This window comes from Streptomyces lusitanus (assembly GCF_042647945.1).
In the GTDB taxonomy this organism is placed as follows: Bacteria; Actinomycetota; Actinomycetes; order Streptomycetales; family Streptomycetaceae; genus Streptomyces; species Streptomyces pseudogriseolus.
The window spans coordinates 425,065-449,862 of the sequence record NZ_JBHRWL010000003.1 but is presented as its reverse complement, the minus strand read 5'-3'; the positions used below and the strand labels follow the sequence as shown (position 1 = coordinate 449,862).

The 24,798-nt window shown below is 76.1% G+C and carries 25 protein-coding genes; 15 read left to right on the top strand and 10 right to left on the bottom strand.

The window, feature by feature from the left end; genetic code table 11:
* The first annotated feature begins 129 nt into the window (after window positions 1-129).
* On the top strand, window positions 130-717 hold the full coding sequence (locus tag ACFOSY_RS06480) for an AMIN-like domain-containing (lipo)protein (protein ID WP_394305747.1): 588 nt from the start codon (window positions 130-132) through the stop codon (window positions 715-717).
* A 60-nt stretch (window positions 718-777) separates the two neighbouring features.
* Here ACFOSY_RS06480 and ACFOSY_RS06475 read toward each other — a convergent pair whose 3' ends face one another.
* Window positions 778-1,470, bottom strand: coding sequence for a GAF and ANTAR domain-containing protein (locus tag ACFOSY_RS06475; protein ID WP_394305746.1), 693 nt, complete (start codon window positions 1,468-1,470; stop codon window positions 778-780).
* 258 nt (window positions 1,471-1,728) lie between these two features.
* Between ACFOSY_RS06475 and ACFOSY_RS06470 the strand changes: the two genes are divergently transcribed.
* The 7 genes from ACFOSY_RS06470 (at window position 1,729) to ACFOSY_RS06440 (ending at window position 7,446) form a co-directional block, all read left to right on the top strand.
* On the top strand, window positions 1,729-2,517 hold the full coding sequence (locus ACFOSY_RS06470) for a restriction endonuclease (RefSeq protein WP_394305745.1): 789 nt from the start codon (window positions 1,729-1,731) through the stop codon (window positions 2,515-2,517).
* 51 nt (window positions 2,518-2,568) lie between these two features.
* Window positions 2,569-2,835: a hypothetical protein gene (locus tag ACFOSY_RS06465; protein ID WP_394305744.1), complete on the top strand. Its 267-nt coding sequence runs from the start codon at window positions 2,569-2,571 to the stop codon at window positions 2,833-2,835.
* A 118-nt stretch (window positions 2,836-2,953) separates the two neighbouring features.
* Window positions 2,954-3,823, top strand: a complete 870-nt coding sequence (locus ACFOSY_RS06460) for an oxygenase MpaB family protein (RefSeq protein WP_394305743.1) — start codon at window positions 2,954-2,956, stop codon at window positions 3,821-3,823.
* Between the two features lie 86 nt (window positions 3,824-3,909).
* The gene (locus ACFOSY_RS06455) at window positions 3,910-4,416 is read left to right on the top strand and encodes an SRPBCC family protein (RefSeq protein ID WP_394305742.1); all 507 of its coding nucleotides are present in this window, start codon (window positions 3,910-3,912) and stop codon (window positions 4,414-4,416) included.
* Entirely contained in the window at window positions 4,409-6,052 is a 1,644-nt protein-coding gene (locus tag ACFOSY_RS06450; RefSeq protein WP_394305741.1) for a phytoene desaturase family protein, read from the top strand. Before ACFOSY_RS06455 ends, ACFOSY_RS06450 begins: the two co-directional genes overlap by 8 nt.
* A gap of 33 nt (window positions 6,053-6,085) precedes the next feature.
* Entirely contained in the window at window positions 6,086-6,571 is a 486-nt protein-coding gene (locus ACFOSY_RS06445) for a hypothetical protein (protein ID WP_394305740.1), read from the top strand.
* Window positions 6,568-7,446, top strand: coding sequence for an SDR family oxidoreductase (locus ACFOSY_RS06440; protein WP_394305739.1), 879 nt, complete (start codon window positions 6,568-6,570; stop codon window positions 7,444-7,446). Before ACFOSY_RS06445 ends, ACFOSY_RS06440 begins: the two co-directional genes overlap by 4 nt.
* Window positions 7,447-8,176: 730 nt before the next feature.
* On the opposite strand, the gene ACFOSY_RS06435 is transcribed toward ACFOSY_RS06440, so the two are convergent.
* The 3 genes from ACFOSY_RS06435 to ACFOSY_RS06425 are packed head-to-tail and all read right to left on the bottom strand — an operon-like array spanning window position 8,177 to window position 11,749.
* Window positions 8,177-9,202, bottom strand: a complete 1,026-nt coding sequence (locus tag ACFOSY_RS06435; RefSeq protein WP_394305738.1) for a DUF5914 domain-containing protein — start codon at window positions 9,200-9,202, stop codon at window positions 8,177-8,179.
* Window positions 9,202-10,218: a phytoene/squalene synthase family protein gene (locus ACFOSY_RS06430; RefSeq protein WP_394305737.1), complete on the bottom strand. Its 1,017-nt coding sequence runs from the start codon at window positions 10,216-10,218 to the stop codon at window positions 9,202-9,204. The genes ACFOSY_RS06435 and ACFOSY_RS06430 overlap by 1 nt, the downstream gene beginning before the upstream one ends.
* Window positions 10,205-11,749, bottom strand: coding sequence for a phytoene desaturase (locus ACFOSY_RS06425; protein WP_394305736.1), 1,545 nt, complete (start codon window positions 11,747-11,749; stop codon window positions 10,205-10,207). Before ACFOSY_RS06425 ends, ACFOSY_RS06430 begins: the two co-directional genes overlap by 14 nt.
* Before the next feature lie 354 nt (window positions 11,750-12,103).
* Between ACFOSY_RS06425 and ACFOSY_RS06420 the strand changes: the two genes are divergently transcribed.
* The 3 genes from ACFOSY_RS06420 to ACFOSY_RS06410 are packed head-to-tail and all read left to right on the top strand — an operon-like array spanning window position 12,104 to window position 15,628.
* Window positions 12,104-13,306, top strand: a complete 1,203-nt coding sequence (locus ACFOSY_RS06420; protein WP_394305735.1) for a lycopene cyclase family protein — start codon at window positions 12,104-12,106, stop codon at window positions 13,304-13,306.
* Window positions 13,307-13,337: 31 nt separating this feature from the next.
* Window positions 13,338-14,066, top strand: coding sequence for a class I SAM-dependent methyltransferase (locus tag ACFOSY_RS06415; RefSeq protein WP_394305734.1), 729 nt, complete (start codon window positions 13,338-13,340; stop codon window positions 14,064-14,066).
* Window positions 14,063-15,628, top strand: a complete 1,566-nt coding sequence (locus ACFOSY_RS06410) for an FAD-dependent oxidoreductase (RefSeq protein WP_394305733.1) — start codon at window positions 14,063-14,065, stop codon at window positions 15,626-15,628. Before ACFOSY_RS06415 ends, ACFOSY_RS06410 begins: the two co-directional genes overlap by 4 nt.
* Window positions 15,629-15,706: 78 nt before the next feature.
* Here ACFOSY_RS06410 and ACFOSY_RS06405 read toward each other — a convergent pair whose 3' ends face one another.
* The 5 genes from ACFOSY_RS06405 to ACFOSY_RS06385 form a co-directional block, all read right to left on the bottom strand.
* Complete coding sequence (locus ACFOSY_RS06405) at window positions 15,707-16,783, bottom strand: cobalamin B12-binding domain-containing protein (protein ID WP_394305732.1); 1,077 nt, start codon at window positions 16,781-16,783, stop codon at window positions 15,707-15,709.
* Window positions 16,780-18,378 (bottom strand): PP2C family protein-serine/threonine phosphatase, encoded by a 1,599-nt coding sequence (locus ACFOSY_RS06400; protein ID WP_394305731.1) that lies wholly within the window; start codon window positions 18,376-18,378, stop codon window positions 16,780-16,782. Before ACFOSY_RS06400 ends, ACFOSY_RS06405 begins: the two co-directional genes overlap by 4 nt.
* A 213-nt stretch (window positions 18,379-18,591) precedes the next feature.
* Window positions 18,592-19,296: an adenosylcobinamide amidohydrolase gene (locus ACFOSY_RS06395; protein ID WP_394305796.1), complete on the bottom strand. Its 705-nt coding sequence runs from the start codon at window positions 19,294-19,296 to the stop codon at window positions 18,592-18,594.
* A 92-nt stretch (window positions 19,297-19,388) separates the two neighbouring features.
* Window positions 19,389-19,808, bottom strand: coding sequence for an ATP-binding protein (locus ACFOSY_RS06390; protein WP_394305730.1), 420 nt, complete (start codon window positions 19,806-19,808; stop codon window positions 19,389-19,391).
* 69 nt (window positions 19,809-19,877) lie between these two features.
* Complete coding sequence (locus ACFOSY_RS06385; RefSeq protein WP_019525643.1) at window positions 19,878-20,027, bottom strand: hypothetical protein; 150 nt, start codon at window positions 20,025-20,027, stop codon at window positions 19,878-19,880.
* A gap of 226 nt (window positions 20,028-20,253) precedes the next feature.
* Here ACFOSY_RS06385 and ACFOSY_RS06380 point away from each other — a divergent pair, with 226 nt between their 5' ends.
* Complete coding sequence (locus tag ACFOSY_RS06380) at window positions 20,254-20,721, top strand: hypothetical protein (protein WP_394305729.1); 468 nt, start codon at window positions 20,254-20,256, stop codon at window positions 20,719-20,721.
* Between the two features lie 101 nt (window positions 20,722-20,822).
* Complete coding sequence (gene pgm / locus ACFOSY_RS06375; RefSeq protein ID WP_394305728.1) at window positions 20,823-22,463, top strand: phosphoglucomutase (alpha-D-glucose-1,6-bisphosphate-dependent); 1,641 nt, start codon at window positions 20,823-20,825, stop codon at window positions 22,461-22,463.
* 43 nt (window positions 22,464-22,506) lie between these two features.
* Here the strand turns inward: pgm and ACFOSY_RS06370 are convergent, their stop codons facing one another.
* On the bottom strand, window positions 22,507-23,016 hold the full coding sequence (locus tag ACFOSY_RS06370) for a hypothetical protein (protein ID WP_394305727.1): 510 nt from the start codon (window positions 23,014-23,016) through the stop codon (window positions 22,507-22,509).
* A 186-nt stretch (window positions 23,017-23,202) separates the two neighbouring features.
* Between ACFOSY_RS06370 and ACFOSY_RS06365 the strand changes: the two genes are divergently transcribed.
* A complete protein-coding gene (locus tag ACFOSY_RS06365) occupies window positions 23,203-24,267 on the top strand; it encodes an alpha/beta fold hydrolase (RefSeq protein WP_394305726.1) in 1,065 nt (354 codons plus the stop codon).
* A gap of 68 nt (window positions 24,268-24,335) precedes the next feature.
* The gene (locus tag ACFOSY_RS06360) at window positions 24,336-24,734 is read left to right on the top strand and encodes an AraC family ligand binding domain-containing protein (protein ID WP_394305725.1); all 399 of its coding nucleotides are present in this window, start codon (window positions 24,336-24,338) and stop codon (window positions 24,732-24,734) included.
* The last annotated feature ends 64 nt before the right edge of the window (window positions 24,735-24,798 follow it).

Sequence of the window (24,798 nt, the reverse complement as noted above, 5' to 3'; positions counted from 1 at the left end):
ACGTTCGTCCGCTCCCCACCAGCATGTGCCATGCGCGCCGGTACGGCGACCGGCCGAACGTACCGCAACCATCGGGTCATCCCGGTCGTCTCACCCGATACCAGAACGATGGCGTCCCAGGGGGCCGAAATGATTCAATCAAGAACAATCTGCGCGACGGTGGTGCTGCTCGGCGCCACGCTGGCGACGGCGGCGGTTCCGGCCGTGGCCGCCCCGCCCGCCGCGCCCGCCGCGGCCACGGCCTGCCCCACCGGCTGGGGCAGCGGCGACAAGGCGGCCGGCGCCGCCACCGCCGAGTCCGTGCGGAACGTCCGCACCGGCCGGCACGACTGCTACGACCGGATGGTCGTCGACGTGCCCGGCGCCGCGCGCGGCGACCTCGGATACTCCGTCCGCTACGTCGACCGGCTCCACCAGGACGGCTCGGGACGGCACATCCCCGTCTCCGGCGGCGCGGTCCTCGAGGTGCGCGTCACCGCGCCCGCGTACGACCCCGGGACGGGCGGCGCCACCTACCCCGCGCGCGCCGGACGTCCCCTGCCGGGCGTCGACCTCACCGGGTACCGCACGTTCCGCGACGCGCGGTTCGCCGGCAGCTTCGAGGGCGACACGCAGCTCGGCCTCGGGGTGCGCGGACGGCTGCCGTTCCGCGTGCAGCAGCTCGACGGGCGTCTCGTGATCGACGTCGCCCACACCTGGACCGGCGCCGCCCGCTGAGCACGCGCGGGGCGGTGGGCGCCGGGCGGCGGGCCGGGCGCCGCGCGGCGGGCCGGGCGGTCAGCGGTCCGCGCCGCCCGGCCCGCAGATCTCCCGTGCCACGTCCCGCAGCTTGGTGTTGGTGCGCTGCGACCGGGTGCGCAGCAGATCGAACGCCTGGTCCTCCGTGACGTGGTACCGGCCCATCAGGATGCCCATCGCCTCGCCGATCAGATGACGCGTGGTGATGGCCTCCTGCATCTGCTCGTCGGTGCGGGCGGCGGCGAAGGCGACCGCCGCGTGCGACGCCAGCAGCCAGCCCGCCGTCTCGCTGTCCTCGGTGAACGTCCCCGGCTTGCGGGAGTACATGTTGAGGGCGCCCAGCTCCTCCTCCCGCGTGTACAGCAGGAAGCCCATCATGCTGCCCACCCCGAGCTCCCGGCACCGGGGCACGAAGTGCGGCCAGCGCTCCGGGGGCGCCGTCAGGTCGGGTATGCGGAAGAGCCGCTCCGGGTGGTCGGGCCGCGCCGCGTCGAAGCACGGCCCCTCGCGCAGCTCCCCCTGGAGCCGGTCGCTGTCGGTGACCAGCTCGTCCGTCGGCGCCAGTGACCGCACCCGTCCCTCGCTCAGCACGAGGATGCCCGAGGCGTCGCAGCCGTCCACGAGCTCCACCGCCGAACGTGAGATCTGCTCCAGCGTCGCGTCGAGCGTGTGCTCCGCGAGCAGATCCCGGGCCATCGACGCCATCCGCTGGGCGAACACCCGCCAGTCCACGTCCGTCTCCTCCGTCCGGCCGGGCTCCCGGCCATCGTGGCATCCCCTCACGGATCGCATCTTTCCCACCCCGCACGAAAACAGGCCGCCCACCCCGTGAACCGGTGAACACCCCGGTGCGGTGAACACCCCGGTGCGGTGAACACCCCGGTCCGGTGAGCGCGCCGATCGGGGGCAGACGGCGTACGTGATCTTCGGCGTGCCCGGTCGGCAGGGACGCCGGGGCGGTCCGGCTGTCCACAGAGAGGAGTCACCACGGTGACCATGCCCGAGCGTCGTACCCGTGCGCTGCGCCCCGGCCGGCGCTTCGACCTGCGTTCCACCGCCATGTTCTTCGGCCTGCTCGCCGCGGCTCTGGTCACCGGGGGCCTGGCGGTGCGCGCACTGGCCGGGGCGGTGCAGCGGCGCCCGGTGTGGGCCGTCGTGCTGCTCTGCCTGGTCCTCGCCGTCGCCGTGGCCCGGGGCCGCCGCAGACGGCGGCTGTCGGCGGCGCGGATCGCCCGGCAGGCCGGACGCGCACTCGCCCGGGGTACGTCCACCGCCCTCGACGCCCTGGACACCCCGCCGCCCGCCCCGCTCACCGTCCCCGCCCAGGCCGGCCCGCCCGACGAGGTCACCTCACCGCTTCCCGTGGCCCAGGGCATCGACCACGAGGCCCTGACGCCCGACGAGTTCGAGGCCGCCACCGCCGAGCTGTGCGCCCGGGAGGGCTGCACGCGGGTGGAGGTGGTGGGCGGCGCGGGCGACCTCGGCGCCGACGTGACGGCCCTGACCCCGGACGGCCGCCGCCTCGTCGTCCAGTGCAAGCGCTACGGCGAGGACAACAAGGTCGGCTCACAGGACCTCCAGCGCTTCGGCGGCACCTGCTTCACCGTCCACGAGGCCGACGTCGCCGTCGTCGTCACCACCGGGGAGTTCACCGTTCCGGCGCTGGAGTACGCCGAGCGGTGCGGCATCGTCTGCGTCGACGGCGAGGGGCTGCTCGCCTGGAGCCAGGGCCGCGCGGCGGCGCCGTGGGCGGCGGTGGCGTCGGAGGAGCCGGCGTAGCGGCCGTCCCCCCCCCGGGCCGTTGTCAGTGCCGGATGTCACCCTGCCGTCATGGACGAGACGGAGTTCATGCGCGGCCGGGTGTACGGGGCGGACCACGACGACCCGGGACCGCGCGAGGGACGGGTGTACGCGGAGCTGTCCGGCGGCCCGCTGGACGGGCTGCTGCTGGACGTGACCGACCACGGCCCGGCGGAGCAGCGGCACGGCGTGGGCCTGCCCACCGAGATAGGCCGCTACGGCCCCGGCGGCCGCGCGGTCTACGCGCCCCGCGCGCCCGGCGACCGGGTGTACGAGTGGCGGGGCGACGTCCCCTGACCCGCCCCGCCTCGCACAGGACCGTCCCGCCTCGCACACGGGTACGACACCGGCGACCGGGGCAGACGTAGCCGTAGGACACCGGCCGTCCCGGCCGGCGGGAGGAGGCGCCACCGGCATGAAACGGATCGCCGAACCCGCCTCGGCGCTGCGCGACCGCATCGGCCACGCCATCTTCTCCCGCGTGGCCGGACCGGACGGGCCGGACAACCGCGCCCGCATCCACGGCACCCCCGGCCCCCGCTGGTTCGGCCCCGACCGGCCGGTGCGCCAGGTGCACGGCGACGCGTCGATGTTCATCGGCGGACTGTCCGCCCTGCTGCTCCAGTCGCTCCACCCGCTCGCCATGGCCGCCGTCGCCGCCCACTCCGGCTTCCGCGGCGACCCCTGGGGCCGGCTCCAGCGCACCAGCACCTTCCTCGCCGTCACCACGTACGGCACCGCCGACAGCGCCCAGCAGGCCGTCGACCGGGTGCGCGCCGTCCACGACACGGTCCGCGGCACCGCGCCCGACGGCCGGGAGTACCGGGCCGCCGACCCGCACCTGCTGTGCTGGGTGCACGTCGCCGAGGTCGACATGTTTCTGCGCGCCCACCAGCGCTACGGCGCCCGCCCGCTGGACGACGCCGGCTGCGACGGGTACGTCGCCGACATGGCGCGCATCGCCACCGCCCTCGGCGTCCCCGACCCGCCCGTGAACCGGGCCCAGCTTGCCGAGCGGCTGGCCGCCTACCGCGACGAACTGCACGCCACCCCCGACGCCCTGGCCACCGCCCGGTTCCTGCTGCTCGACCCGCCCGTCCCGCTGCTCGCCCGGCTGCCCTACGGCGTCCTCGCCGCCAACGCCGTCTCCCTGCTGCCGCCGTGGGCGTCCCGCGAGCTGCGGGTGCCCCGCCTGCCCGCCGAGGGCGTGTGCGTCCGCCCGCTCGGCACCGCCGTCACCGCCGGCATCCGCTGGGCGCTGGCCCCCACCCGCCCCGCCGCCTGACCCGTCCGGCGGCCCCTCCTGGTTGACGGCGGCCAGACGGGGCACTCAAAGCTGACCGGTGGCGCTCAGGGACACAGGAGGCAACAGTGGCGGTTCGTCATCGCTTGATCCGCACCGACCCGCGGTCCGTATGGGCCGTGCTGGAGGACGGCACCCGCTACGCCGACTGGGTGGTCGGCACGTCCTCGTCGAAGCCGGTGCGCGGCCACTGGCCGCAGCTCGGCTCCGCGATCGGCTACGAGGTGCGCCTCGGCCCGCTGACACTGCACAACGAGTCCGTCGTCCGGAACGTCGTCCCCGGCGAGCTGATCGAACTCGAGGCCAAGGCCGGACCGCTGGGCACCGCGCGCGTCGCCATCGAGATCCGGCCCTGGGGCGACCAGACCCTCGTCAAGGTCGACGAGCACCCTCTGCGAGGCGCGGGCGGCCTCGTGCACAACGTGGCCGTCGAGGCGCTCATCCAGATCCGCCACCGGGCCATGCTCGCCCGGCTCGCGCACCTCGTGGAGTCGGAGGCGGCCGAGGCGGAGGAGCGCCGGCACCTCGGCCAGGTCGTGGCGCCCGAGCCCGACGCGGGAGGCGCCCGTGGCTGACGCCGTCGTCATCGGCGCCGGACCCAACGGCCTGGTCGCGGCGAACCTGCTCGCCGACGCCGGCTGGAGCGTCACGGTCCTGGAGGAACAGCCCGAACCCGGCGGCGCCGTCCGCCACGACCACGGCGTCCACCCCGACTTCGCCAGCGACCTGTTCAGCTCCTTCTACCCGCTCGCCGCCGCCTCCCCGGTCGTCTCCGGGCTCGGCCTGGAGGACCACGGGCTGCGCTGGAGCCACGCCCCGCACGTCGTCGCCCACCCGCTGAGCGACGGCCGCTGCGCGATCCTCGACCGTGACGTCGACGTCACCGCCGACTCCCTCGAGGCCTTCGCGCCCGGCGACGGCGACGCCTGGCGGCGGCTGCACGCCATGTGGGACAAGCTGCGCCCCGACCTGCTGGACGCCCTGTTCACGCCGTTCCCGCCGGTCCGCTCCGGGCTCCGGCTCGCCGTACGGCTGCGCGGCACCGGCGGGCTGCGCATGGCGCGCACCCTGGTCCTGCCCGTGCGGCGCATGGCGGAGGAGGAGTTCCGCGGCGAGGGCGGCGGACTGCTGCTGGCGGGCAACGCCCTGCACGCCGACCTCGCGCCCGAGGCCGCCGGCAGCGGCGGCTTCGGCTGGCTGATGTCCATGCTCGGCCAGACGTACGGCTTCCCCGTGCCGGTCGGCGGCGCGGGCGCGCTCACCGACGCCCTGGTGCGGCGCCTGGAGGCACGCGGGGGAGTGCTGCGGTGCGGGCGGCCCGTGCGACGCGTCGTCGTGCGCGACGGGCGCGCGGTCGCGGTGCGGCTCGCCGACGGGGAGACCGTCCCCGCCCGGCGCGCCGTCCTCGCCGACGTGTCCGTACCCGCCCTCTACGGCGAGCTCGTCGCCCCCGAGGACCTGCCGCAGCAGTGGCTGTCCGACCTGGAGCGCTTCCAGTGGGACTTCGCCACGTTCAAGGTCGACTGGGCGCTGGACGGGCCCGTGCCGTGGCGGTGCGAGCAGGCCGCGGGCGCCGGGACCGTGCACCTCGCCGACGGGCTCGACGAACTCACCCGCTTCGCCGCCCAGCTCGCCATGGGGCGAGTGCCCGACCGCCCGTTCTCGCTGTTCGGGCAGATGACCACCTCCGACCCCTCCCGCTCCCCGCGGGGCACCGAGTCCGCCTGGGCCTACACCCATGTCCCGCACCGCGTCGTCGCGGACGCGGGCGACGACGGGCTCACCGGCTCCTGGGACAAGGACGAGCAGGAACGCATGGCCGACCGCGTGGAACGCCACGTGGAGCGCTTCGCGCCCGGCTTCCGCGACCGGATCCGGGCCCGCCGCATCCTCGCCCCGCCCACCCTGGAGTCCCTCGACCGGAACCTGCACGGCGGCGCCATCAACGGCGGCACCACCGCCATGCACCAGCAGCTGTTCTTCCGTCCCGCCCCCGGCACCGGACGGCCCGAGACCCCCGTCAGGGGCCTGTACCTGGCGTCCGCCGGCGCCCATCCGGGCGGCGGCGTGCACGGCGCGCCCGGCGCCAACGCCGCACGGGCCGCGCTGCGCCCGTCCTTCGGGCCCGGCCTGGCCGCCGCCCAGCGGCTGCTGGCCCACCGCGACCGCACCGGACGCTGGCAGCCCGACCGCGGCGAACGGCACGCCTGACCGAATACAGCGACCACAGAAGGAGGCGAGACGATGAGCGGACAGGACGGACAGCCCGACGACGGCCCGGACCGCCGGCACCGGCGCCCGGAGGGCGTCAGCGACGAGACGGTCGAGGCGCTGGGATCACTGTCGAAGGCACTGGAGACCACCGAACGGGCCCGCGGCCACCTCTACAGCTTCCACCAGCTCACCGGCACCGCCGACCTGGAACTGGACCGGGCCGTGGAACTCCTGCACAAGGCCGGACACCCGGACTGGGCGGAGACCGTGCGCACCCAGGTGCTCGGCCGCAACGTCATCCCCGGCCACTGGACGTTCCAGATCGTCGAGGCGTACGACCACACGTACTACCGGCCGTTCCGGGAGCTGGAGCAGGCCGCGCTGGAGGAGCTGGCCGACGGCCGCGACCACCTGTACGAGGCGGAGATGAAGGAGGCCCGCAGGACCGCCGGCCACCCGCACCACACCGCCCGCCCCGACACCGACCCCCAGGTGACCGGCGGGGACGACGGATGAGGCGCGGCCCGCTGAGCGGACGGACCGCCGTGGTCACCGGGGCCGCGCGGGGGATAGGCGCAGCCCTGGCCCGCGACCTCGCCGGACGCGGCATGCGGGTGGCGCTGCTCGGCCACGAGGGCGACCGGCTGCGACGGCTCGCCGACGAACTGCCCGTGCCCGCCCTCGCCCACGAGGTCGACGTCACCGACGACGCGGCGCTGGCGGTCGCGGCGGACGCGGTCCGCACCGGGCTCGGGACGCCGTCCGTCGTCGTCGCCAACGCGGCCGTGGCGGACGCCGGGCTGTTCGCCGACTCCGACCCGGCGCGGTGGCGGCGCGTCATCGACGTCAACCTCACCGGCAGCGCCGCGACCGCCCGCACGTTCCTGCCCGACCTGACGGCGACCAAGGGCTACCACCTCCAGGTCGCCTCGCTGGCCTCCATCGGGGCCGCCCCCCTGATGAGCGCGTACTGCGCCTCCAAGGCGGGCGCGGAGGCCTTCGCCCACTCCCTGCGCGCCGAGGTCGCCCACCTCGGCGTGGCCGTCGGCCTCGGCTACCTCACCTGGATCGGCACCGACCTGATCGAGGACGCCGACCGCCACAGCGTGATGCGGGAACTGCGCGGGCACATGCCGTGGCCGGTGCGGGACGTGTACCCGGTGGACCGCGCGGCGGCCCGCCTCGCCCTGGCGGTGGAACGCCGCAGCACGGCCGTCTACTACCCCCGCTGGCTCCGCCTGGCCCAGCCGGTACGCGCCGCGATGCCGGCCGTGGTCACCAGGGCGACCCGCCACTACCTCCCACGCATCGAGGCGCGCTCGCCCTTGCGCCACACGGACCTCCTGGGCGGAGGCGGCACGGCGGACGCGGAGGCGACGGGGCGGCCCTGAGACGAGGCCCCGCGTCGTTCCGCCCGCCGCGCTGAGGGTGCGCGTTGCTTCGCCATCCCGTCCGGCCTGTCGGCCGGGCCGCCGGTGGCTGAGGACGCCCGGACGCCCCTGCTCCGGCGCGAGATCCGGCAGCCGTCCACGTGCCTCGTCCCGCCTGTCGGCCGTGGGCCGGTTCACGCGGTCGGCGGCTGCACGGCAGGACGTCGGAACGGGCCGCGCGGCGGAGTGCGCCGCGGCCGGTGCGCCGCGCCCGGCCGGTGGACCCGGTGCGTCGGGCTGCCGGACCTGCCGGGTCCGGTGCCGTGTCTTCGGTGCGGCCGTCGTTCGGCCGTGTGGCGAGATGTGCCGCCCCGGCGTGCGGGTTGTCTCATCGGTGGGTCTGGTGTGCCGGGATGTTCGAACGCATGGGGCCTGGCGCTGTGCCGCTGGTGGGCCGTCGTCCGGCCGCGCGGCGGAATGCGCCGCGGCCGGTGCGCCGCGTCCGGCCGGTGGGCCCGGTGCGTCGGGCTGCCGGACCTGCCGGGTCCGGTGCCGTGTCTTCGGTGCGGCCGCCGTTCGGCCGCGTGGCGAGATGTGCCGCCCCGGCGTGCGAGTCGTCCCGCCGTGAGTCCGGTGGGCCGGGACCTCCGAACGTGCCGGGCGCGGCGCCGTACCGCTGACGGGGCCGCCGCCGGCACGGTGAAGCCGCCGCCCGTCCGGCCCGCCCGGTGAACCCACCGGGCGGGCCCCCTCACGCCCCCGGGAACCGTCCCGTCGAGCGGAGTGCCCAGCGGCGTTCCGCGTAGGCGAGGTCGTCGCGCCACAGGCGGGCCGACGCCGTGCGGACCAGGGGGCGCAGGAGGGGCGCGGCGGCTCGGGCGAGGGCGAAGCCGCGGCGGTCGGACGCGGCGACCACCGCCTCGATCACCGCCGTGCGCGGCCGGCCCGACGCGTCCGGGCCCAGGGGAGTGGCGTGGGTCTCGACCACGGAGCCGGCCCCCTCGCCCTCGGTGATGTGCATGACGACCGTGCGCGGCTCGGGAGCCGTGAACACCGCCCGCACCGGCACCACCAGACGCCCCGCCACCTTGAACGACACGTCCACCGCGAACGCGTCCTCGTCCGGGCCCACGGGGCCGTCCGAGGCGTCCGGCGTGTCCACCACCGTGAGGTCGACGAACGAGTACGGGTGGAACCACGCCCCGTGCCAGGGGTCCAGCCGGTTCGCCACGACGTCCTCCGGCTCGCAGACGCCGGCCCCCGCGTACACCGCCGTCAGCGCGCGCGCCGGGACCGGGCGGCGCGGCACCACCGGCGCGTCGAGCGGCTCCTCGCCGCCCACCGCGTCCAGCCGTACCCACACCAGCACCCCGTCGTCGTGCGCGGGGAACGGCTCCCAGCCGGCGAACGGCCCGCCCTTCAGGGAGAGCCCGTGCCAGTGGCAGACGAGGGTGCCGCAGCGCACCGGGCTGTCCCGCAGCGGCGCGCCCAGGTGCGGGCAGACGCCCGGTCCCGCGACCGTACGGCCGTCCGCGTCCCGCCAGACCACGACTTCCTGCCCCGCGACCGTCCGGCCCAGCGGGCGGTCGCCGCCGAGGCCGCGGGAGGCGCCCACGACGTACCAGTTGCCCGACGGGCGTGCCTGCGCCCGCTTCAGCGCGCCGGCGATCAGGGCGGGCCTGGCGTCCCGCCAGGTGGGGCGCTGCCGTTCCCACGCCACCGCGTCGCGGCGCAGGGAGAGCGGCAGCCGCCGGCGCCTGCGTCCGTCATCCGCCATCACGCGACCTCCTCGACCATCCGCGGCCCGACCGGGCCCGCGCCCGTCAGCGGGACGCCGTTCGCTTCGCCGGCGGCGGCCGACCTGGCCCGCAGCCGGGCCGCGGCCACCCGGGCCAGCCCGTCCGCGGCGACCACGGCGCGCCGTCTGCGCGGCACCACCGACCGCCGGTGCAGCACCGCGTACCCGTCCTCGGCCACCGCGTCCAGGATCCCCCCGTACAGGACGAACGCGGTGCGGATGCACGGGCGGGACACCGGTTCGAGCATCGCGAGGCCCGGCACCGCCTGCCGGTACACGCCCCGGGTCAGCCGTTCGAACGCGCGCAGCGCCGAGGTGATGCGCGGGTCGCGGCGGCCGGAGTCCCGGCTCCACCGCAGCCGCTCCCGGTCGACGCCGTGCGCGGCGAGCAGGTCCGCGGGCAGGTACACCCGGCCCCGGTCCAGGTCCTCGCCCACGTCCCGCAGGAAGTTGGTCAGCTGGAAGGCGACGCCGAGGGCCGCCGCGTGCGGGGCCGCCGTCTCCCGGTCGGTGACCGTGCCGAGGACGGGCAGCATCTCAAGCCCGATCACCGCCGCCGACCCGTGCATGTACCGGCGCAGGGCCGCGTAGTCGGCGTAGTCGGTGACCACCAGGTCGGACCGCATGGCGGCCATGAAGTCGGCGAAGTGGGCGTGGTCGATGCGGTAGCGGCGCGCCGTGTCGGCGAGGGCCCGCACCACCGGCTCGGCGCTCTCCCCGTCCCGCAGCCCCTGCTCCAGCTCCCGCTCGAGGACCGCCAGTTCGGCGTCCCGGCGGGCGGTGTCCGCGCCCGTGCCGAGCGCGTCGACGATGTCGTCCGCCCAGCGGGCGAAGCCGTACAGGGCGTGCACGGCGGGCCGCCGCTCCACGGGCAGCAGCCGGGTGGCGAGGAAGTACGTCCGGCCGTGCCGGGCGTTGAGCCGGCGGCAGTGGCGGTACGCCTCGCGCAGCACGGGATCGGCGACACCCGCCGCGTCCAGTTCACGCTCGGTCATGGGGGGCCTCCTGGGCGGAAGACGAGGTGGACGCGCGACCGGCGGGGCCGCGGGCGCCGGTGACGCGCCGCGCCGCCAGCTTCCCGGACAGCAGCACGGTCGGCACGCCGACACCGGGGGTGGTGCCGCAGCCGGCCAGCACCGCGTTGTCGGCGGAGCGCACCAGGTTGCGGGGCCGGAAGGGGCCCGTCTGGGCGAAGGTGTGGGCGGTGGCGAACGGCGTCCCGGCCGCGTGCCCCTGCGCGGCCCAGTCGGCGGGCGTGACCACGCACTCCGCCTCGATCGCGGAGGCGAGCCCGGTCAGGCCGCGCCCCTCCAGCGTCCGCAGCACCGCGTCGCGGTAGCGGGGCGCCAGGTCCGTCCAGTCGGCCGCGCCCGGCCCGATGTCGGTGTTCGGGCACGGCGCGAGGACGTAGTGCAGATGGCGTCCGGGCGGCGCGAGCGACGGGTCGGTGGCGGTGGGCCGGGTGATCAGCAGCGACGGGTCGCTCATCAGCCGCCCGGCGCGGGTCAGCTCGTCGAAGGTGCCGCGCCACGCCGTCCCGAAGGACAGGGTGTGGTGCGCGAGTTCGGGCCATGTCCGGTCGGTGCCGAGGTGCAGCACCACCGCCGACGGCGAGTGCCTCAGCCGCACCGGCCGCCGGGGCGCCCCGCCCAGCAGCCGGTAGGCGACGGGCAGGTCCGGGGTGAGGACGACCGCGTCGCAGGGGATCCGCTCCTCGCCCGCGACCACCGCCGTGACCCGGCCGCCGGACCGCTCCAGCCGGGTCACCTCCCGCGCGAACCGCAGGTCGGCGCCCGCGTCGGCGGCGGCGTCCGCCATCGCCCGCGGCAGCGCGTGCATGCCGCCGCGCGGGAAGTACACCCCGGCCACCGTGTCCATGTACGCGATCACCGCGTACGCGGCCAGCGCCCGCGCCGGCGGGACGCCCGCGTACAGCGCCTGGAAGGAGAACACCCGGCGCAGCCGCTCGTCCTTCAGGAAGCTCCCGATGCGCGCGTCCAGCCGGCCGAACCCGCCCAGTGCCGCCAGCCGCACGAGGTCCGGGTGGAGCAGACCGAGCGGCGAGTCGAAGTTCGCGTCGATGAACCGGCCCATCTGCGCCCGGTACAGCCGCCCCAGCCAGTCGCGCAGCCGCAGATAGCCCGCCGCCTCACGGGCCCCGGCGAACCGCTCCACCTCGGCGGCCATCGCCTCGGCCCCGGTGTGCACGTCCAGGCCGCTGCCGTCGGCGAACCGAGCCCGGTAGGCGGGGCGCAGCTCCACCAGCTCCACCCGCTTGCGCAGGCTGTCCCCGACCGCGGCGAACGGCTCGTCCGCCAGGTCGGGCATGGTCAGCACGGTGGGCCCGGTGTCGATCCGGTACCCGTCCAGCTCCAGCCGCCCGGCGCGCCCGCCCGGCTGCTCGTCGCGCTCGACGACCGTCACCCGCCGTCCCGCGCCCAGGAGGTGCAGCGCCGCCGACAGACCGGCGAGCCCGGCCCCCACGACGACGACATGGTCCGTGCGCCCCGGAACGGTGCGGGTCACCGTCCGGCCCCCGCCCCGGCGGTACGGCACGGCACACGGCGCCCCGCCGTACGACCGTCCGCGGCCCCTGTCACCGCAACGGTCCGCACCCGGACGGTGGGTCGCGGCGGACGAGCCGGGCGCGGCGCGCGCGACCGGGTCGTCGCGCGGTGTCTCTTGGCCCCGATCGGGAGCATCCGGTGTTTCCTTCCCTCGGCATGCGCATCGCTCCGGTACGCAGGACGACCGGCGCATGCCTTCCCGGCCGCGCCCGTCGTCTCACGTCCGAGTGACCCGGATCCGACCGGGCACACGGACGGGAACAACCGGCCGTGCGTAACCGCACGGGGTCGCAGCGAGGAGGGTGGTGCCGGCGTGCTGGAGGCGGACGTGGCGATCGTCGGGGCGGGGGCGGCCGGGCTGTCCCTCGCCCACCGGCTGGCCGGTCCCGGCAGCGGGCCCCGGCCGCCGTCCGTCGCCCTGCTGGAGGCGCCCCCCGGACCGCTGCGGCCGCCGCGCCGCACCTGGTGCTTCTGGGAGGCCGGTCCTGGCCGCTTCGACGCCGCCGTCACCGCGTCCTGGCGGCGGCTGCGGGTCCGCGACCGGGCGGGCCGCTCCATCGACGGGGACATCGCGCCGCTGCGCTACAAGATGATCCGCTCCGACGACTTCGAGCACCTCGTCGCCCGCGACCTGGCGGGCCAGGACGGGGTACGGCGCGTCGAGGGCACCGTCGACACCGTGGAGGACGTGCCCGGCGGGGCGCTGGTACGGCTGCGCGACGGCGACGGCAACCCGCGCGCCGTACACGCCCGCTGGGTGTTCGACTCGCGCCCGCCCAGCAGCCTGCCGGCCGCCCGCACCACGCTGCTCCAGCACTTCCACGGCTGGTTCGTGCGCACCGCCCGGCCCGCCTTCGCCCCCGGCACCGCCGAACTGATGGACTTCCGCACCCCGCAGCCCGCCGACGGCCTGTCCTTCGGCTACGTCCTGCCGCTCGGCCGGCACGACGCCCTGGTGGAGTACACCGAGTTCTCCCCCCGCCCCCTCACCCCCGACGCCTACGAGGCCGCCGTACGGCACTACACCGACGACGTGCTCCGGCTCGGCGACCTGGAGGTGCTGTCCACCGAGACGGGCGTCATCCCGATGACCGACGCGGTGCTGCCCCGCCGCACCGGCCAGTCCGTGTTCCGCATCGGCGCGGCGGGCGGCGCCACCCGCCCCGCCACCGGCTACACCTTCGCCGGCCTCCAGCGCCAGACCCGTGCCGTCGCCGCCGCCCTCCGCGCGGGCCGCCGCCCGGCGCCGCCGCCCGCCCACTCGGCCCGCTCCCGGGCCATGGACGCCGTGCTGCTGCGCGCCCTGGCAGGCGGCCGCGCCGACGGACCCGCCCTGTTCTGCCGCCTGTTCGACCGCGTCCCCATGCGGCGGCTGCTGCGCTTCCTCGACGGCGACACCCGCCTCCACGAGGACCTCGCCGTCGGCCTGCACGCGCCGGTCGGCCCGATGCTCCGCTCCGCGCTCGAACTGCCCGGCCTGCCCCGCCGCCCCTACGAAGGCCCCCCACGCCCCTGACGCGTCCCGCCCCTGCCACCCCGGAGACCCCATGACCCTCCTGCGCGACGAGCACCTCGCCGCCGCCTTCGACCACGCCGCCCGCAGCTACGACACCCTCGTGGCCGCCAACCCCGGCTACCACGCCCATCTGCGGCGCTCCGCACGCCGCCTCGGCCTGCCCCGCGGCGGCGAGGGGCTGCGCGTGCTCGACCTCGGCTGCGGCACCGGCGCCTCCACCGCCGCCCTCGCCGAGGTGCTGCCGAGCGCCGGCATCACCGCCGTGGACGCCTCCGCCGGCATGCTGGAGCGGGCCGCCGCCAAGACCTGGCCGCCGAACGTCACCTTCACCCACGCGCCCGCCGAACGGCTCGCCGAGGCCGGCGTGACCGGACCCTTCGACGCGGTGTTCGCCGCCTACCTCTTCCGCAACGTCACCGACCCCGACGCCGTGCTGCGCACCGTGCGCGACCTGCTCACCCCCGGCGGACGCCTCGCCGTGCACGAGTACACCCTCGGCGGACGCCGCACCGACCGCGCCGTGTGGACCCTGGTCTGCCGGGGCGTCGTCCAGCCCGTGGCGACCCTCCTCGGCGACGGCGACCTCTACCGCCATCTGTGGCGCAGCGTCGTCGAGTTCGACACCGCCGGCCGCTTCGCCGACCGGCTGCGGGCGAACGGCTTCGACAGCGTGCGCCGCCTGCCGCTGCCCGGCTGGCAGACCGGCATCACCCACACCTTCACCGGGCGCCGCCCCACCACGACGGAGACCGCCCGATGACCCGGCCGCGCCGCCCGGCCGCCGCCCGCCGCGGCCGTGACCGCCGCGCCCGCGTGCTGATGCCCCCGCCCGGCGCGCCCCGCGTCGACGGCGACCGCCGGCCCAGCACCGCCGTCGTCGGCGGCGGCATCGCCGGACTGGCCGCCGCCACCGCCCTCGCCGAACGCGGCGTCGACGTCACCCTCTACGAGGCCCGCCCCTACCTCGGCGGACGCGTCGGCGGCCGGCCCGTCGCCCTGAAGGACGGCACACCCGCGACGATGAGCCGCGGCTTCCACGCCTTCTTCCGGCAGTACTACAACCTGCGCGGCCTGCTCCGGCGCACCGACCCCGCCCTGGAACGCCTCACCCCGCTGCCCGACTACCCGCTGCGGCACAGCGACGGCATGCACGACAGCTTCCGGCACGTGCCGCGCACCCCGCCGTGGAGCGCGCTCGCCTTCGCCGCGCTCAGCCCGTCCTTCCCGCTGCGCGACCTGCCCCGGATCGACGCGGCGGCCGCGCTGCCGCTGCTCGACGTCCGCGTGCCCGAGGTGTACGAACGCCTCGACACGGTCAGCGCGCACGACTTCCTCGACGCCGTCCGCTTCCCGGCGAGCGCCCGGCATCTGGCATTCGAGGTGTTCTCGCGCAGCTTCTTCGCCGACCCGCGGCTGCTGTCGGCGGCCGAGATGGCGCTGATGTTCCACATCTACTTCCTCGGCTCCTCCGAGGGCCTGCTCTTCGACGTGCCGAACGCCCCTTTCCCCACGGCCCTGTGGGAGCCGCTCGCCGCCCTGCTCGCACGGCACGGCGCCGACCTGCGCACCTCCACCCCCGTCGAGCACGTCGACCCCCTGGACGACGGCGGGTACGCGGTCGCCACCGACCGGGACGAGCGCCGCCACGACACCGTGGTGCTCGCCCTGGACGCCGCCGGACTGCGCGCCCTCGTCGACCGCTCCGGCCGGCTCGGCGACACACCCTGGCGGGAGCGGATCGCCCGGCTGCGCAACGCCCCGCCCTTCCTGGTCTCCCGCCTCTGGCTGGACCGCCCCGTCGCCCCCGACCGGCCCGGCTTCCTCGGCACCAGCGGCTACGGCACCCTCGACAACGTCAGCGTTCTCGAACGGTACGAGGACGAGGCCGCCCGCTGGGCCGCCCGCACCGGCGGCTCCGTCGTCGAACTGCACGCATACGCCCTGCCCCCGGAGGCGTCCTGGGAGGTCGAACAGAAGCGGCTGCTGGAGCAGTTGCACCGGATCTACCCGGAGACCCGGAGGGCGGGGATCGTCGACGCCCGCCACGAGTGGGGCACCGACTGCCCGCTCTTCCCGGTGGGCGGCTACCAGGACCGGCCCACGGTCCGCACACCCGACCCGGGCCTGACGGTCGCCGGCGACCTGGTGCGCACGCCCCTGCCGGTCGCCCTGATGGAGCGCGCGGCGACCACCGGCTTCCTCGCCGCGAACGCCCTGCTGGAACGCTGGGGCGTCCGGGGCCAGCCCCTCTGGACCGTCCCGGACCGAGGCCGCAGCGCGGTCCTGCGCGCGCTGGCGGGGGCGGTGGGGCGGCGCAGGTGACGTGGTGTCACGGGGGCGTGCGAACGGAGGCGTGCACGTGAGGGCGGCATGCGGGGGAGTGTCCGCGCACGCCCCCCGTCAGACCACCGTGTCCGTGACCGCCGGGTCGGTCCGGCCCGTCAGACGGGCGGCGCCCGCCCGCACCGTGGTGAGGGCGCGCGGGAAGTCGTGCAGACGGTCGGCGAGGATGTCCAGGCCGGTCACCAGGGAGTGCGGCGGCACGTTGCGCGCGGACAGCACGTCCGCCGTCCAGCCCAGGAACTCGGTGAACACCTCGACGGCGTCGACGTAGAGGGCGGTCGCCAGGAAGTCGACGACGTGCGCCAGGTCCTCGGCCGTACGCTCACGCTGCGCCACGCTGTACTCCCGCATCGGCGGGAAGCGGCGCTCCAGCTCCGCCAGCGTCTCCTTGACCAGCCGGCCGCGCGACTGCGTGACCATGCTGTACTCCTGGTCGGCCAGGTGCGGCAGGTCGTCGACGGCCTGCCGGACCCCCGTCGGCCTCGCGAGCCCCGCCTCCAGCACGGCCGCCGCTCCCCGCGCGTCCGGGGCCCACGCGTCGGCGCCCAGGGCACGCGCGTACCGCCCGTCCACGCCGAACGCCCGGCCGCCCACCACCACCGGCACGCCCACGGACCGGCAGGCGGTGATCGCGGTGTGCGCCCGCGGCAGATGCGTGGGGATCGAACCGGAGAGCAGCACGGCGTCGGAGTTGGTGTGGTGCTGGTGCGCGACCAGGTGCGGGGTCGGTGTCTGGGCGCCGAGGTAGTCGACCTGCCAGCCGCGCAGCCGCAGCGTCTCGGCGACCAGCCGCGCGGGGAACGCGTGCCACTCGCCGTCGACGCAGCTCACCGTGACCCGGCCCCGGACGGCGGCGGGGCGGGTGCCGGAGCGGTGGTGCACCAGGGCGGTGATCACCCGCTCGTTGATCGCCGTCGCCGCGTGCTCCTGGGCGACGGTGATGCGGTCGGCCGCCCACTCGAGGCCGATCCTCGCCTGCACCGCCGCGACCACGTCCAGCAGCAGGTCCTCCTCCTGCCAGCCCCCCGCCATCGCGCCGCCGACCACGTCGACGGCGTCGTACTCGTCGCCGTCGATCACGGCCTTCCACAGCGCCTCGCCCAGTTCGCCGGCCGAGGCCCTGGGTCCGCTCATGCCGTCCTCCGTGCTCGTCCGCCCGCACCGTCCGGTGCGCGGTCGTCCGCCGTGGGGCCGGTGCGCGGAGCGCCGATGGCCACGACGGCCATGTCGTCGTGCCGGCTCCCCGGCTCCAGCCACTGCGCGGCCAGCATCTGTACGTGTTCCACCATCGCCTCGCCCGGCATGCCGCCGCATCCTTCGAGGGCCGACCGCAGCCGCTCCTCGCCGAACAGCTCGTCGCCCAGGGGGCCGCCGCGGGCCTCGGTGATGCCGTCGGTGTAGAGCAGACACGAGTCGCCGGGCGCGAGGACCGTCTCCACGGTGTGCGCGGTGACCTCGGGCAGCGCTCCCACGAGGGTGCCCCGCGTGAGCATCTCCTCGACCCGGCCGTCCGCGCGCACCACCAGCGGCGGCAGGTGCCCGGCGCTGGTGAGCCGCAGCCGTACCGAACCGCCGTCCTGGCGCTTCACGGACGCCAGCACCAGCGTGGCGAACCGGGCGTGGTGGGAGGTGAGCAGGGCGCCGTTCAGCAGCCGCAGCACCTTCAGGTGGTCGGAGGCGAGCGGCAGCAGCGCGTGCAGCGTGTTGCGGATCTTCCCGGTGAGGACCGCCGCGTCCAGGCCCTTGCCGGCCACGTCGCCCAGCGCGACGAACGTCTCGGCGGACGCGTCCGGGCCGGGGTGGACGTCGTAGAAGTCGCCGCCGACCCGCTCGTGGTCCAGGGCGGTGCGGTAGCGGCCCGCGTAGTCCACGCCGTGCACTCGGCTCAGCGGCGGCGGCAGCAGCTCCCGCATCAGGGTGCCGGTGACGGCCGTCTGCTCGCTGTACAGGCGCGCCGCCGACAGCGCGGTGCCCGCGCGGGAGGCGAACAGCCGGGCGAACACCTCCTCCTCGGGCGAGAACCCCTTCTCGGTGTCCGCGCGCAGCAGGATCAGCGCGCCCGCGGGCACCCCGTGCCCGGGCAGCGGCGTCACCAGCACGGAACCGACAGGACCGGAGAAGCCTTCCGGGATCACCCAGTCCGGGACGGCGTCCGGGTTGATCCAGCGGGCCGGCACCGGCGGGAAACCGCGCAGCGCCTCGTCGAGCCCCGGCACGGTGAGCGGGTCGATCTGCCGCGTCTCCTGCACCACGCGCCGGCCGCGCAGGGCGTGGGTGACGGCGTACCGGTGGCCGGCCGGCGGGGTGATCAGCACGGCGGCCTCGGCGAGGTGGTCGGTGGCCATGCGGGCGGCGACCTCCGCGCAGCGCGGCACGTTCAGGGAGGACAGCAGGGTGCTGAAGAGGTCGGAGGTGGCGTCGGCCCGCTCACGGGTCTCCCGTACGGTCTCGTGGGCCCGTACGAGGTCGGTGCGGTCGAACAGCCACCAGGCCACACGGCCGTCGGGGAGGGGCGAGGGCCGGGCCTCGAAGGAGCGGCCGGCGAGGATCCCGGCCGGCGTGCCCGCCGTCGCGCCGAGCGTGCCGGCGACATGACGCCGGTGCGCCTCGGCCAGCCACGACGGCGGTACGTCGGAGGAGGAGGCGGCGGAGGACGGGGCGGGGGAGGACGCGGTGAGGCGGCGGGCGGCGCGGTTGCGGCCGGCGATGCGGCCGCGGGAGTCCAGCACCAGAACAGGGCAGGGCGCGTCGTCCCACGTGGGGACGGACCCGTCGCGCGTATCGCACGGATCGGCGCTGGAACCGGGGGAAGAAATCACGAAGGAGGTGCGCGTCGCGCACCCACCTCCTCTCTCGTCGCCGTCAGCGGGTACGGCGGCAACGGTCCCCCATCCGTGCCCGCGAAGCAACCTGCCTGTCCGGCAAGGCAGTCCCTACCGCACTCAGTATCCCGGAGCAGGTGTGTGATGTCTCACGGCAGCGTCCCGCACCGCCCGGTGCACGGCCCGCGCCAGCCGCGCCCCCCACAGCGACCGTGGACCGGCGAACGCGTGCGTCTCCCGGCCGGGGGCCGGGGCGTCGGCGACCACGCACACCGCGTCGGTCGGGGTGCCGGAGCAGTCGAGGCCGCTCTCCACCAGCGCCTGGACCTTCGCCTCCGTGGCGGTGGCGACGGCGTTCACCAGGGCCGCGTCCGTCAGCGCGGCCGGCACGGCCACCACGACGTTGATCGTGCCCGGGTCCGGGGCGCCCGCCGCGCCCTCACCGGGCCGCGCGGCCCAGCCGCGCACGTTCACGCCCGCGGTGACGAACGTCTCCGCGCCCCCGTCGCGCGCGTGCGTGTACGCGGACACGTCTGCGGCCGTCATCAGACCCACCCCGGTCCCGCGCATGCCCGCCTGGTCGGCGAGGGCGGCGAGATGACGCTCGGGGTCGGTGCGCCGGTAGCCGTGCGCCACCTGCGCGTTCAGGATCCAGGCGCGCTCACCGATGCCGCCGCCCAGCACGGCGCTGCTGATCATCCGGCGTCCGGGACCCGCGGTCCACAGCAGGGCGTGCAGCCGTTCGCCGTCCTCGGTGCGAGACAGCCGGCGCGGGGCCGGCAGGGCGGGCGTGGCGGGGTGCGGGGGCGGCAGGACGGCGGTCACCGGGCGGGGCTCCTTGCGGGGGTCGGCCCGGCCGATCGTAGGCCGGGCCGGGTCCGCGTCCCGCGCCGGGGTGATCACACCGCCCGGATCGGTCACACCGCGGCTGTGGCCTCCGGCGCGCGGAAGCAGGCGGTGACCGTCTTGCCGTGCGGGCAGGGCCGGGCCTCCCACGTGTCGGCCAGGACGTCGACCAGCATCATGCCGCGCCCGCCGACGCGCTCCTCGCTCGGTTCGCGCGGCGTGGGCAGCGCGGCGGACCCGTCGTGCACGGAGATGTGCAGGCAGCGGGTGTCCCACGACATGACCAGCTGCGCGTCGCTGCGGGCGTGCACGTGCGCGTTGGTGACCAGCTCCGACACCGTGAGCAGCACGGCGTGGACCGTCTCGGGCGCGGTCTCGTCCCACCCCAGGGAGGCGAGGTGCTCCTGTGCCCAGTCACGGGCGGCCTTCACCCCCTGGCCCATCGGCAGGGAGCGGGCCCAGCCCACGGTGCGGACCGACGATTCGTTCATGGAGTCCTTTCCGGTGATCGGCCCGCGGTCCGCACGCTCGCGCGCGGCACCGTCAGGCCCCAGGGCGGCTCAGCGCCGGCCGCCGCGCAGCCGTCCCAGCAGCCGCTGGGCCTGCGCCCGCCGCCGGGGGTCGGCCGCGGCCCGCCGTACCTGCTCGGCCGTGCGGCGCCCCTGCGGACTCCGTGCGAACTGCTTGATGCGCTCCACCATGCCGGGCATGGGGACTCCTCTCGGTGGGCGACGTGCTTGCCGTCATCCTCGTACCCCCGAAAGGCGGGCGCAGCCCGGCGCGGCGCGGAATTCCGCGAACCGTTCCCCGGCTTCGGCCCGTTGACCGCGTTGGACCGCGTTGGACCGCGTTGGACCGCGTTGGCCCGCGTTGACCGTGAGCGGCGCCTCGTGACCCGATGTGTTTGCCGGGCCGCCCTGCGGCAAACCGGTGTCCATGACCGAACAGAACAAGAATGCGAACCGGAAGACCTCGACCGCCGGATCCACGGGATCCACGGCATCCGCGGCGTCCAAGGCGTCCAAGGCCGCCTCGGCCGCCGACCGGACCACCGGCAAGGCGACCGAGTCCGCGAAGAGCGCCGCCAACGGCGCCACCGGCAAGGCGGGTGACGCCGCGTCGGCCGCCGCGTCCGGCACCGAGCGCGCGGCCCGCGCGGCGAACGGCGCCGCACGGTCCGCCGTCAAGGGCGTGGAGGCCGGCCGTCGCGCCGTCGTCACCGCCTCCGGGCAGGTCGCCGCCGGCGCCAAGACCGCCTGGACGGTCGTCGCCAACCGCCGCCTGGTCGCCGCGGGCGCGGCCGCCGGACTGACCGCGCTGACCGCCGCCTCCTACGCCGTGGGCCGCCGCGCCGAACGCCACACCCACGGGCCCCTGACCCGGATGACCGGCGGACGCATCTGACGCGGGCGGGGCCGGGGAAGCCCACTCGCGCGGCGACGGCCCGGCGGGGAAAGATGTCCCCCGCAAGCGTGACAACCGACCTTCTGCCAAGGAGTGGGCACATGCAGCACGAGCGAGCGGGCGGTCCGGCCGGTCCCGAGGACCTCGTCGACGTCGCTCGGCTGGTCACGGCGTACTACGCGCTCCACCCCGACCTCGACGACCCGGGGCAGCGCGTCGCGTTCGGCACCTCGGGGCACCGCGGCTCGTCACTGACGGCCGCGTTCACCGAGGACCACATCGCCGCGACCAGCCAGGCCATCTGCGAGTACCGCGCCGCGCAGGGCACCGACGGACCGCTCTTCCTCGGCGCGGACACCCACGCCCTCTCCGAACCGGCGCGGGTCACCGCCCTGGAGGTGTTCGCCGCCAACGGCGTGACGGTGCTCGTCGACAGCGCCGACGGCTACACGCCCACCCCGGCCGTCTCGCACGCCGTGCTCACCCACAACCGGGGCCGCGGCACCGGACTCGCCGACGGCGTCGTCGTCACCCCGTCCCACAACCCGCCCGCCGACGGCGGGTTCAAGTACAACCCGCCCAGCGGCGGCCCCGCCGGCTCGGACGCCACCGGCTGGATCCAGGACCGCGCAAACGAGATCATCCGCGGCGGCCTCAAGGACGTCCGCCGCATCCCGTACGCCCGCGCCCTCGCCGCGCCCACTACCGGCCGGTACGACTTCCTCGGCACGTACGTCGCCGACCTGCCGGGCGTGCTGGACCTGGACGCGGTCCGCGCGGCCGGCGTCCGGATCGGCGCCGACCCGCTGGGCGGGGCGTCCGTCGCCTACTGGGGCCGCATCGCCGAGGAGCACCGCCTGGACCTCACGGTGGTCAACCCGCTCACCGACCCCACCTGGCGGTTCATGACGCTCGACTGGGACGGCAGGATCCGCATGGACTGCTCGTCGCCGTACGCGATGGCGTCCCTCATCGAACAGCGCGACCGCTTCGACATCGCGACCGGCAACGACGCCGACGCCGACCGGCACGGCATCGTCACCCCGGACGCCGGCCTGATGAACCCCAACCACTATCTCGCCGTCGCGATCGGCTACCTGTACGCGCACCGCGAGCGGTGGCCCTCCGCCGCGGGCGTCGGCAAGACGCTGGTGTCGTCCGCGATGATCGACCGGGTCGCCGCCGACCTGAAGCGCGAACTGGTCGAAGTGCCGGTCGGCTTCAAGTGGTTCGTGGACGGACTGGCCGGCGGCACCCTCGGCTTCGGCGGCGAGGAGTCGGCCGGGGCGTCCTTCCTGCGCCGCGACGGCTCGGTGTGGACCACCGACAAGGACGGCATCATCCTGGCGCTGCTCGCCTCCGAGATCACCGCGGTCACCGGGAAGACGCCGTCGCAGCACTACGGCGAACTCACCGCGCGCTTCGGCGAACCCGCCTACGAGCGCATCGACGCCCCCGCGACCCGCGAGGAGAAGGCCCGCCTGGCGAAGCTCTCCCCGGCCCAGGTCACCGCGGACACGCTGGCGGGGGAGCCGGTCACCGCGGTGCTCACCGAAGCGCCCGGCAATGGCGCGTCCGTCGGCGGCATCAAGGTGACCACGGAAAGCGCCTGGTTCGCGGCCCGCCCGTCGGGCACGGAGGACGTGTACAAGATCTACGCCGAGTCCTTCCAGGGCCCCGAGCATCTGCGCCGGGTCCAGGAGGAGGCGAAGGGGGTCGTCCTGGCGGCGCTGGGCGGCTGAACGGACGCCTCCGCCCCGGCCGGCCCGGCAGCCGGCCGGTCGGTCAGCCGGTCCGGATCTCCGTGGCGGACGGGGTGGTGAGCCCGGCCGGCACGGAGGTCCCCGAGGGCAGCGTCACCGGGGCCTCGGACTGCTGGAGCACCGTGTCGCCGGGCCCCTCGACCGGAGTCCCGGCGCCGGTGGACAGCTGGGACCAGGCGCCCAGCGCCAGGGCGATCGCGGCGGCCGTCCCCACGACGCGCCCGACCCGGCGCAGCCGGGCCCGCCCGTCGAGGTCCCGCCAGGCCGGACCCTCCCACGGATCGTCCGGCGCCCACAGGTCGCCCACGGCGTCCGGGACGTCGTGGCGCGGCGGCTGCCGCACCGCGTGCGGCGGGACGTGTGGGGACCGTCCCGCCGCACGCTGCGACGCGGACGGCTCCTTCGGCGCGGACGTACGGATCGCCTGCTCGCTGTCCCCGAGGAACCGCTGCCAGACGTCGTCGGGCAGGGACGGCACGCCGTCCTCCCGCTCCTGCGGCGTTCCGCCGTCGCCCGGTCCCTGCGCGGTCACGTCCGTCCGCCTCTCGTGTCCTGGAGCCCGCCGGCGACACCGCGACGCACGCGCGCCCCCGGGCCCGCCAGGATCATCGCACAGCGCTGGGACGGCACAGCGGGGGACCGGCACGCGGGTTCCGCGAGGCGGGGCGGGGTTTGCGAAACCGGCAACATCGCTCGCCGTCCGACGCCGCCGCGGCGCATGCTCGGCGTACGAGCCGGCCCCCGGGCCCGCGCACGCCGAACGACACTGGAGCAAGCCGTGCAGCCACCGACGTCACCCCGCCCGGCGGGAGCGCCCGTCCACCGTCTGGTTCCCTCGCCCGCGGGGCGCACGCATCTGGTGGAACAGGGCAGCGGCCCGCTGGTGCTGCTCCTGCACGGCTTCCCCGAGAGCTGGTACTCCTGGCGTCACCAGCTGCCCGCGCTGGCGGCGGCGGGCTACCGGGCGGTGGCCGTCGACGTGCGCGGCTACGGCCGTTCCTCCCGGCCCGCCGGCCTGGACGCGTACCGGGTGCGGGAGCTGGTGGCGGACGCCGTCGCGGTGGTCGAGGCGCTGGGGGAGCGGACCGCCGTCGTCGTCGGCCACGACTGGGGCTCGTCCGTCGCCACCAACGCCGCCCTCATGCGGCCGGACGTCTTCCGCGCGGTGGCGATGCTGAGCGTGCCCTACGCCCCGCGCGGCGGCCCGCGGCCCACCAGCGTCTTCGCGTCGATGGGCGGCGACGAGGAGTTCTACGTCTCCTACTTCCAGGAGCCGGGCCGCGCCGAGGCCGAGATCGAGCCCGACGTACGCGGCTGGCTCGCCGGCTTCTACGCGGCCCTGTCCGCCGACACCATGCCCGGCCCCGGCGCGCCCTCGCCCCACTTCACCGGGCCGGGCGGAACCCTCCGCGAACGCCTCCCGGCGGACCGGCTCCCCGCGTGGCTCACCGACACCGAACTCGACGTGTTCGCGGGTGAGTTCGAGCGCGCCGGGCTGACCGGCGCGCTGGCCCGCTACCGCGTCATGGACCGGGACTGGGAGGACCTCGCCGAGTACGACGGGGCTCCGCTCACCCAGCCGTCCCTGTTCATCGGCGGCGAACTCGACGCGTCCACCACGTGGATGGCCGACGCGATCGACGCGTTCCCGGTCACGCTTCCGGGCCTGGTGTCCTCGCATCTCCTCAAGGGCTGCGGGCACTGGGTCCAGCAGGAACGCCCCGAGGACACCAGCCGCCTCCTCGTCGACTGGCTGGCCGCCCTGCCCCCGGCCGCGTGCTAGGTTCCCGCACGACAGCGAGCGCGTGAGGCCCGGCGCGGCCGGGCTTCGGGGACGGACGGCGGCGATCCATGACGTCGGAGCACACCGGCACACCGGACGGCGAGGCACCTCTGCCCCGCATCCTCTGCGACACGGCCGCACTGGCCGCTGCCGCCGGCGACGACCGCGCCGGCGCGCTGTGGCGGCTCGCCGAGTCCGGACGCCAGCTCGACGCCAACGTCGTCCGGCTGCCGCCCGGCCACCGGGTGGACACCCACCGCGAGCCCGACCTCGACGTCCTCCTGCTGGTCCTCGCCGGCCACGGCACCCTCACCGCCCCGGACGGCGAACACCCCCTGCCCACCGGCGCCCTGACCTGGCTCCCCCACGGCTCCGCCCGCTCCCTGGCGGCGGGCCCCGACGGCCTCACCTACCTCACGGTCCACCGCCGCCGCCCGGGCATGACGATCCGCCCGCGCGAGTCCTGACCGACGCAAGGGAGCCGGGCGGCGTCCGCGGACGCCCGCACGGCCGATCGTTATGATGCCCGCA

Coding starts and splice junctions, on each gene's coding strand:
- ACFOSY_RS06480 (WP_394305747.1), top strand. CDS start 130: ATGATTCAATCAAGAACAATCTGCGCGACGGTGGTGCTGCTCGGCGCC.
- ACFOSY_RS06465 (WP_394305744.1), top strand. CDS start 2,569: ATGGACGAGACGGAGTTCATGCGCGGCCGGGTGTACGGGGCGGACCAC.
- ACFOSY_RS06460 (WP_394305743.1), top strand. CDS start 2,954: ATGAAACGGATCGCCGAACCCGCCTCGGCGCTGCGCGACCGCATCGGC.
- ACFOSY_RS06445 (WP_394305740.1), top strand. CDS start 6,086: ATGAGCGGACAGGACGGACAGCCCGACGACGGCCCGGACCGCCGGCAC.
- ACFOSY_RS06440 (WP_394305739.1), top strand. CDS start 6,568: ATGAGGCGCGGCCCGCTGAGCGGACGGACCGCCGTGGTCACCGGGGCC.
- ACFOSY_RS06435 (WP_394305738.1), bottom strand. CDS start 9,202: ATGGCGGATGACGGACGCAGGCGCCGGCGGCTGCCGCTCTCCCTGCGC.
- ACFOSY_RS06430 (WP_394305737.1), bottom strand. CDS start 10,218: ATGACCGAGCGTGAACTGGACGCGGCGGGTGTCGCCGATCCCGTGCTG.
- ACFOSY_RS06415 (WP_394305734.1), top strand. CDS start 13,338: ATGACCCTCCTGCGCGACGAGCACCTCGCCGCCGCCTTCGACCACGCC.
- ACFOSY_RS06410 (WP_394305733.1), top strand. CDS start 14,063: ATGACCCGGCCGCGCCGCCCGGCCGCCGCCCGCCGCGGCCGTGACCGC.
- ACFOSY_RS06405 (WP_394305732.1), bottom strand. CDS start 16,783: ATGAGCGGACCCAGGGCCTCGGCCGGCGAACTGGGCGAGGCGCTGTGG.
- ACFOSY_RS06390 (WP_394305730.1), bottom strand. CDS start 19,808: ATGAACGAATCGTCGGTCCGCACCGTGGGCTGGGCCCGCTCCCTGCCG.
- ACFOSY_RS06385 (WP_019525643.1), bottom strand. CDS start 20,027: ATGCCCGGCATGGTGGAGCGCATCAAGCAGTTCGCACGGAGTCCGCAG.
- ACFOSY_RS06380 (WP_394305729.1), top strand. CDS start 20,254: ATGACCGAACAGAACAAGAATGCGAACCGGAAGACCTCGACCGCCGGA.
- pgm (WP_394305728.1), top strand. CDS start 20,823: ATGCAGCACGAGCGAGCGGGCGGTCCGGCCGGTCCCGAGGACCTCGTC.
- ACFOSY_RS06365 (WP_394305726.1), top strand. CDS start 23,203: ATGCTCGGCGTACGAGCCGGCCCCCGGGCCCGCGCACGCCGAACGACA.
- ACFOSY_RS06360 (WP_394305725.1), top strand. CDS start 24,336: ATGACGTCGGAGCACACCGGCACACCGGACGGCGAGGCACCTCTGCCC.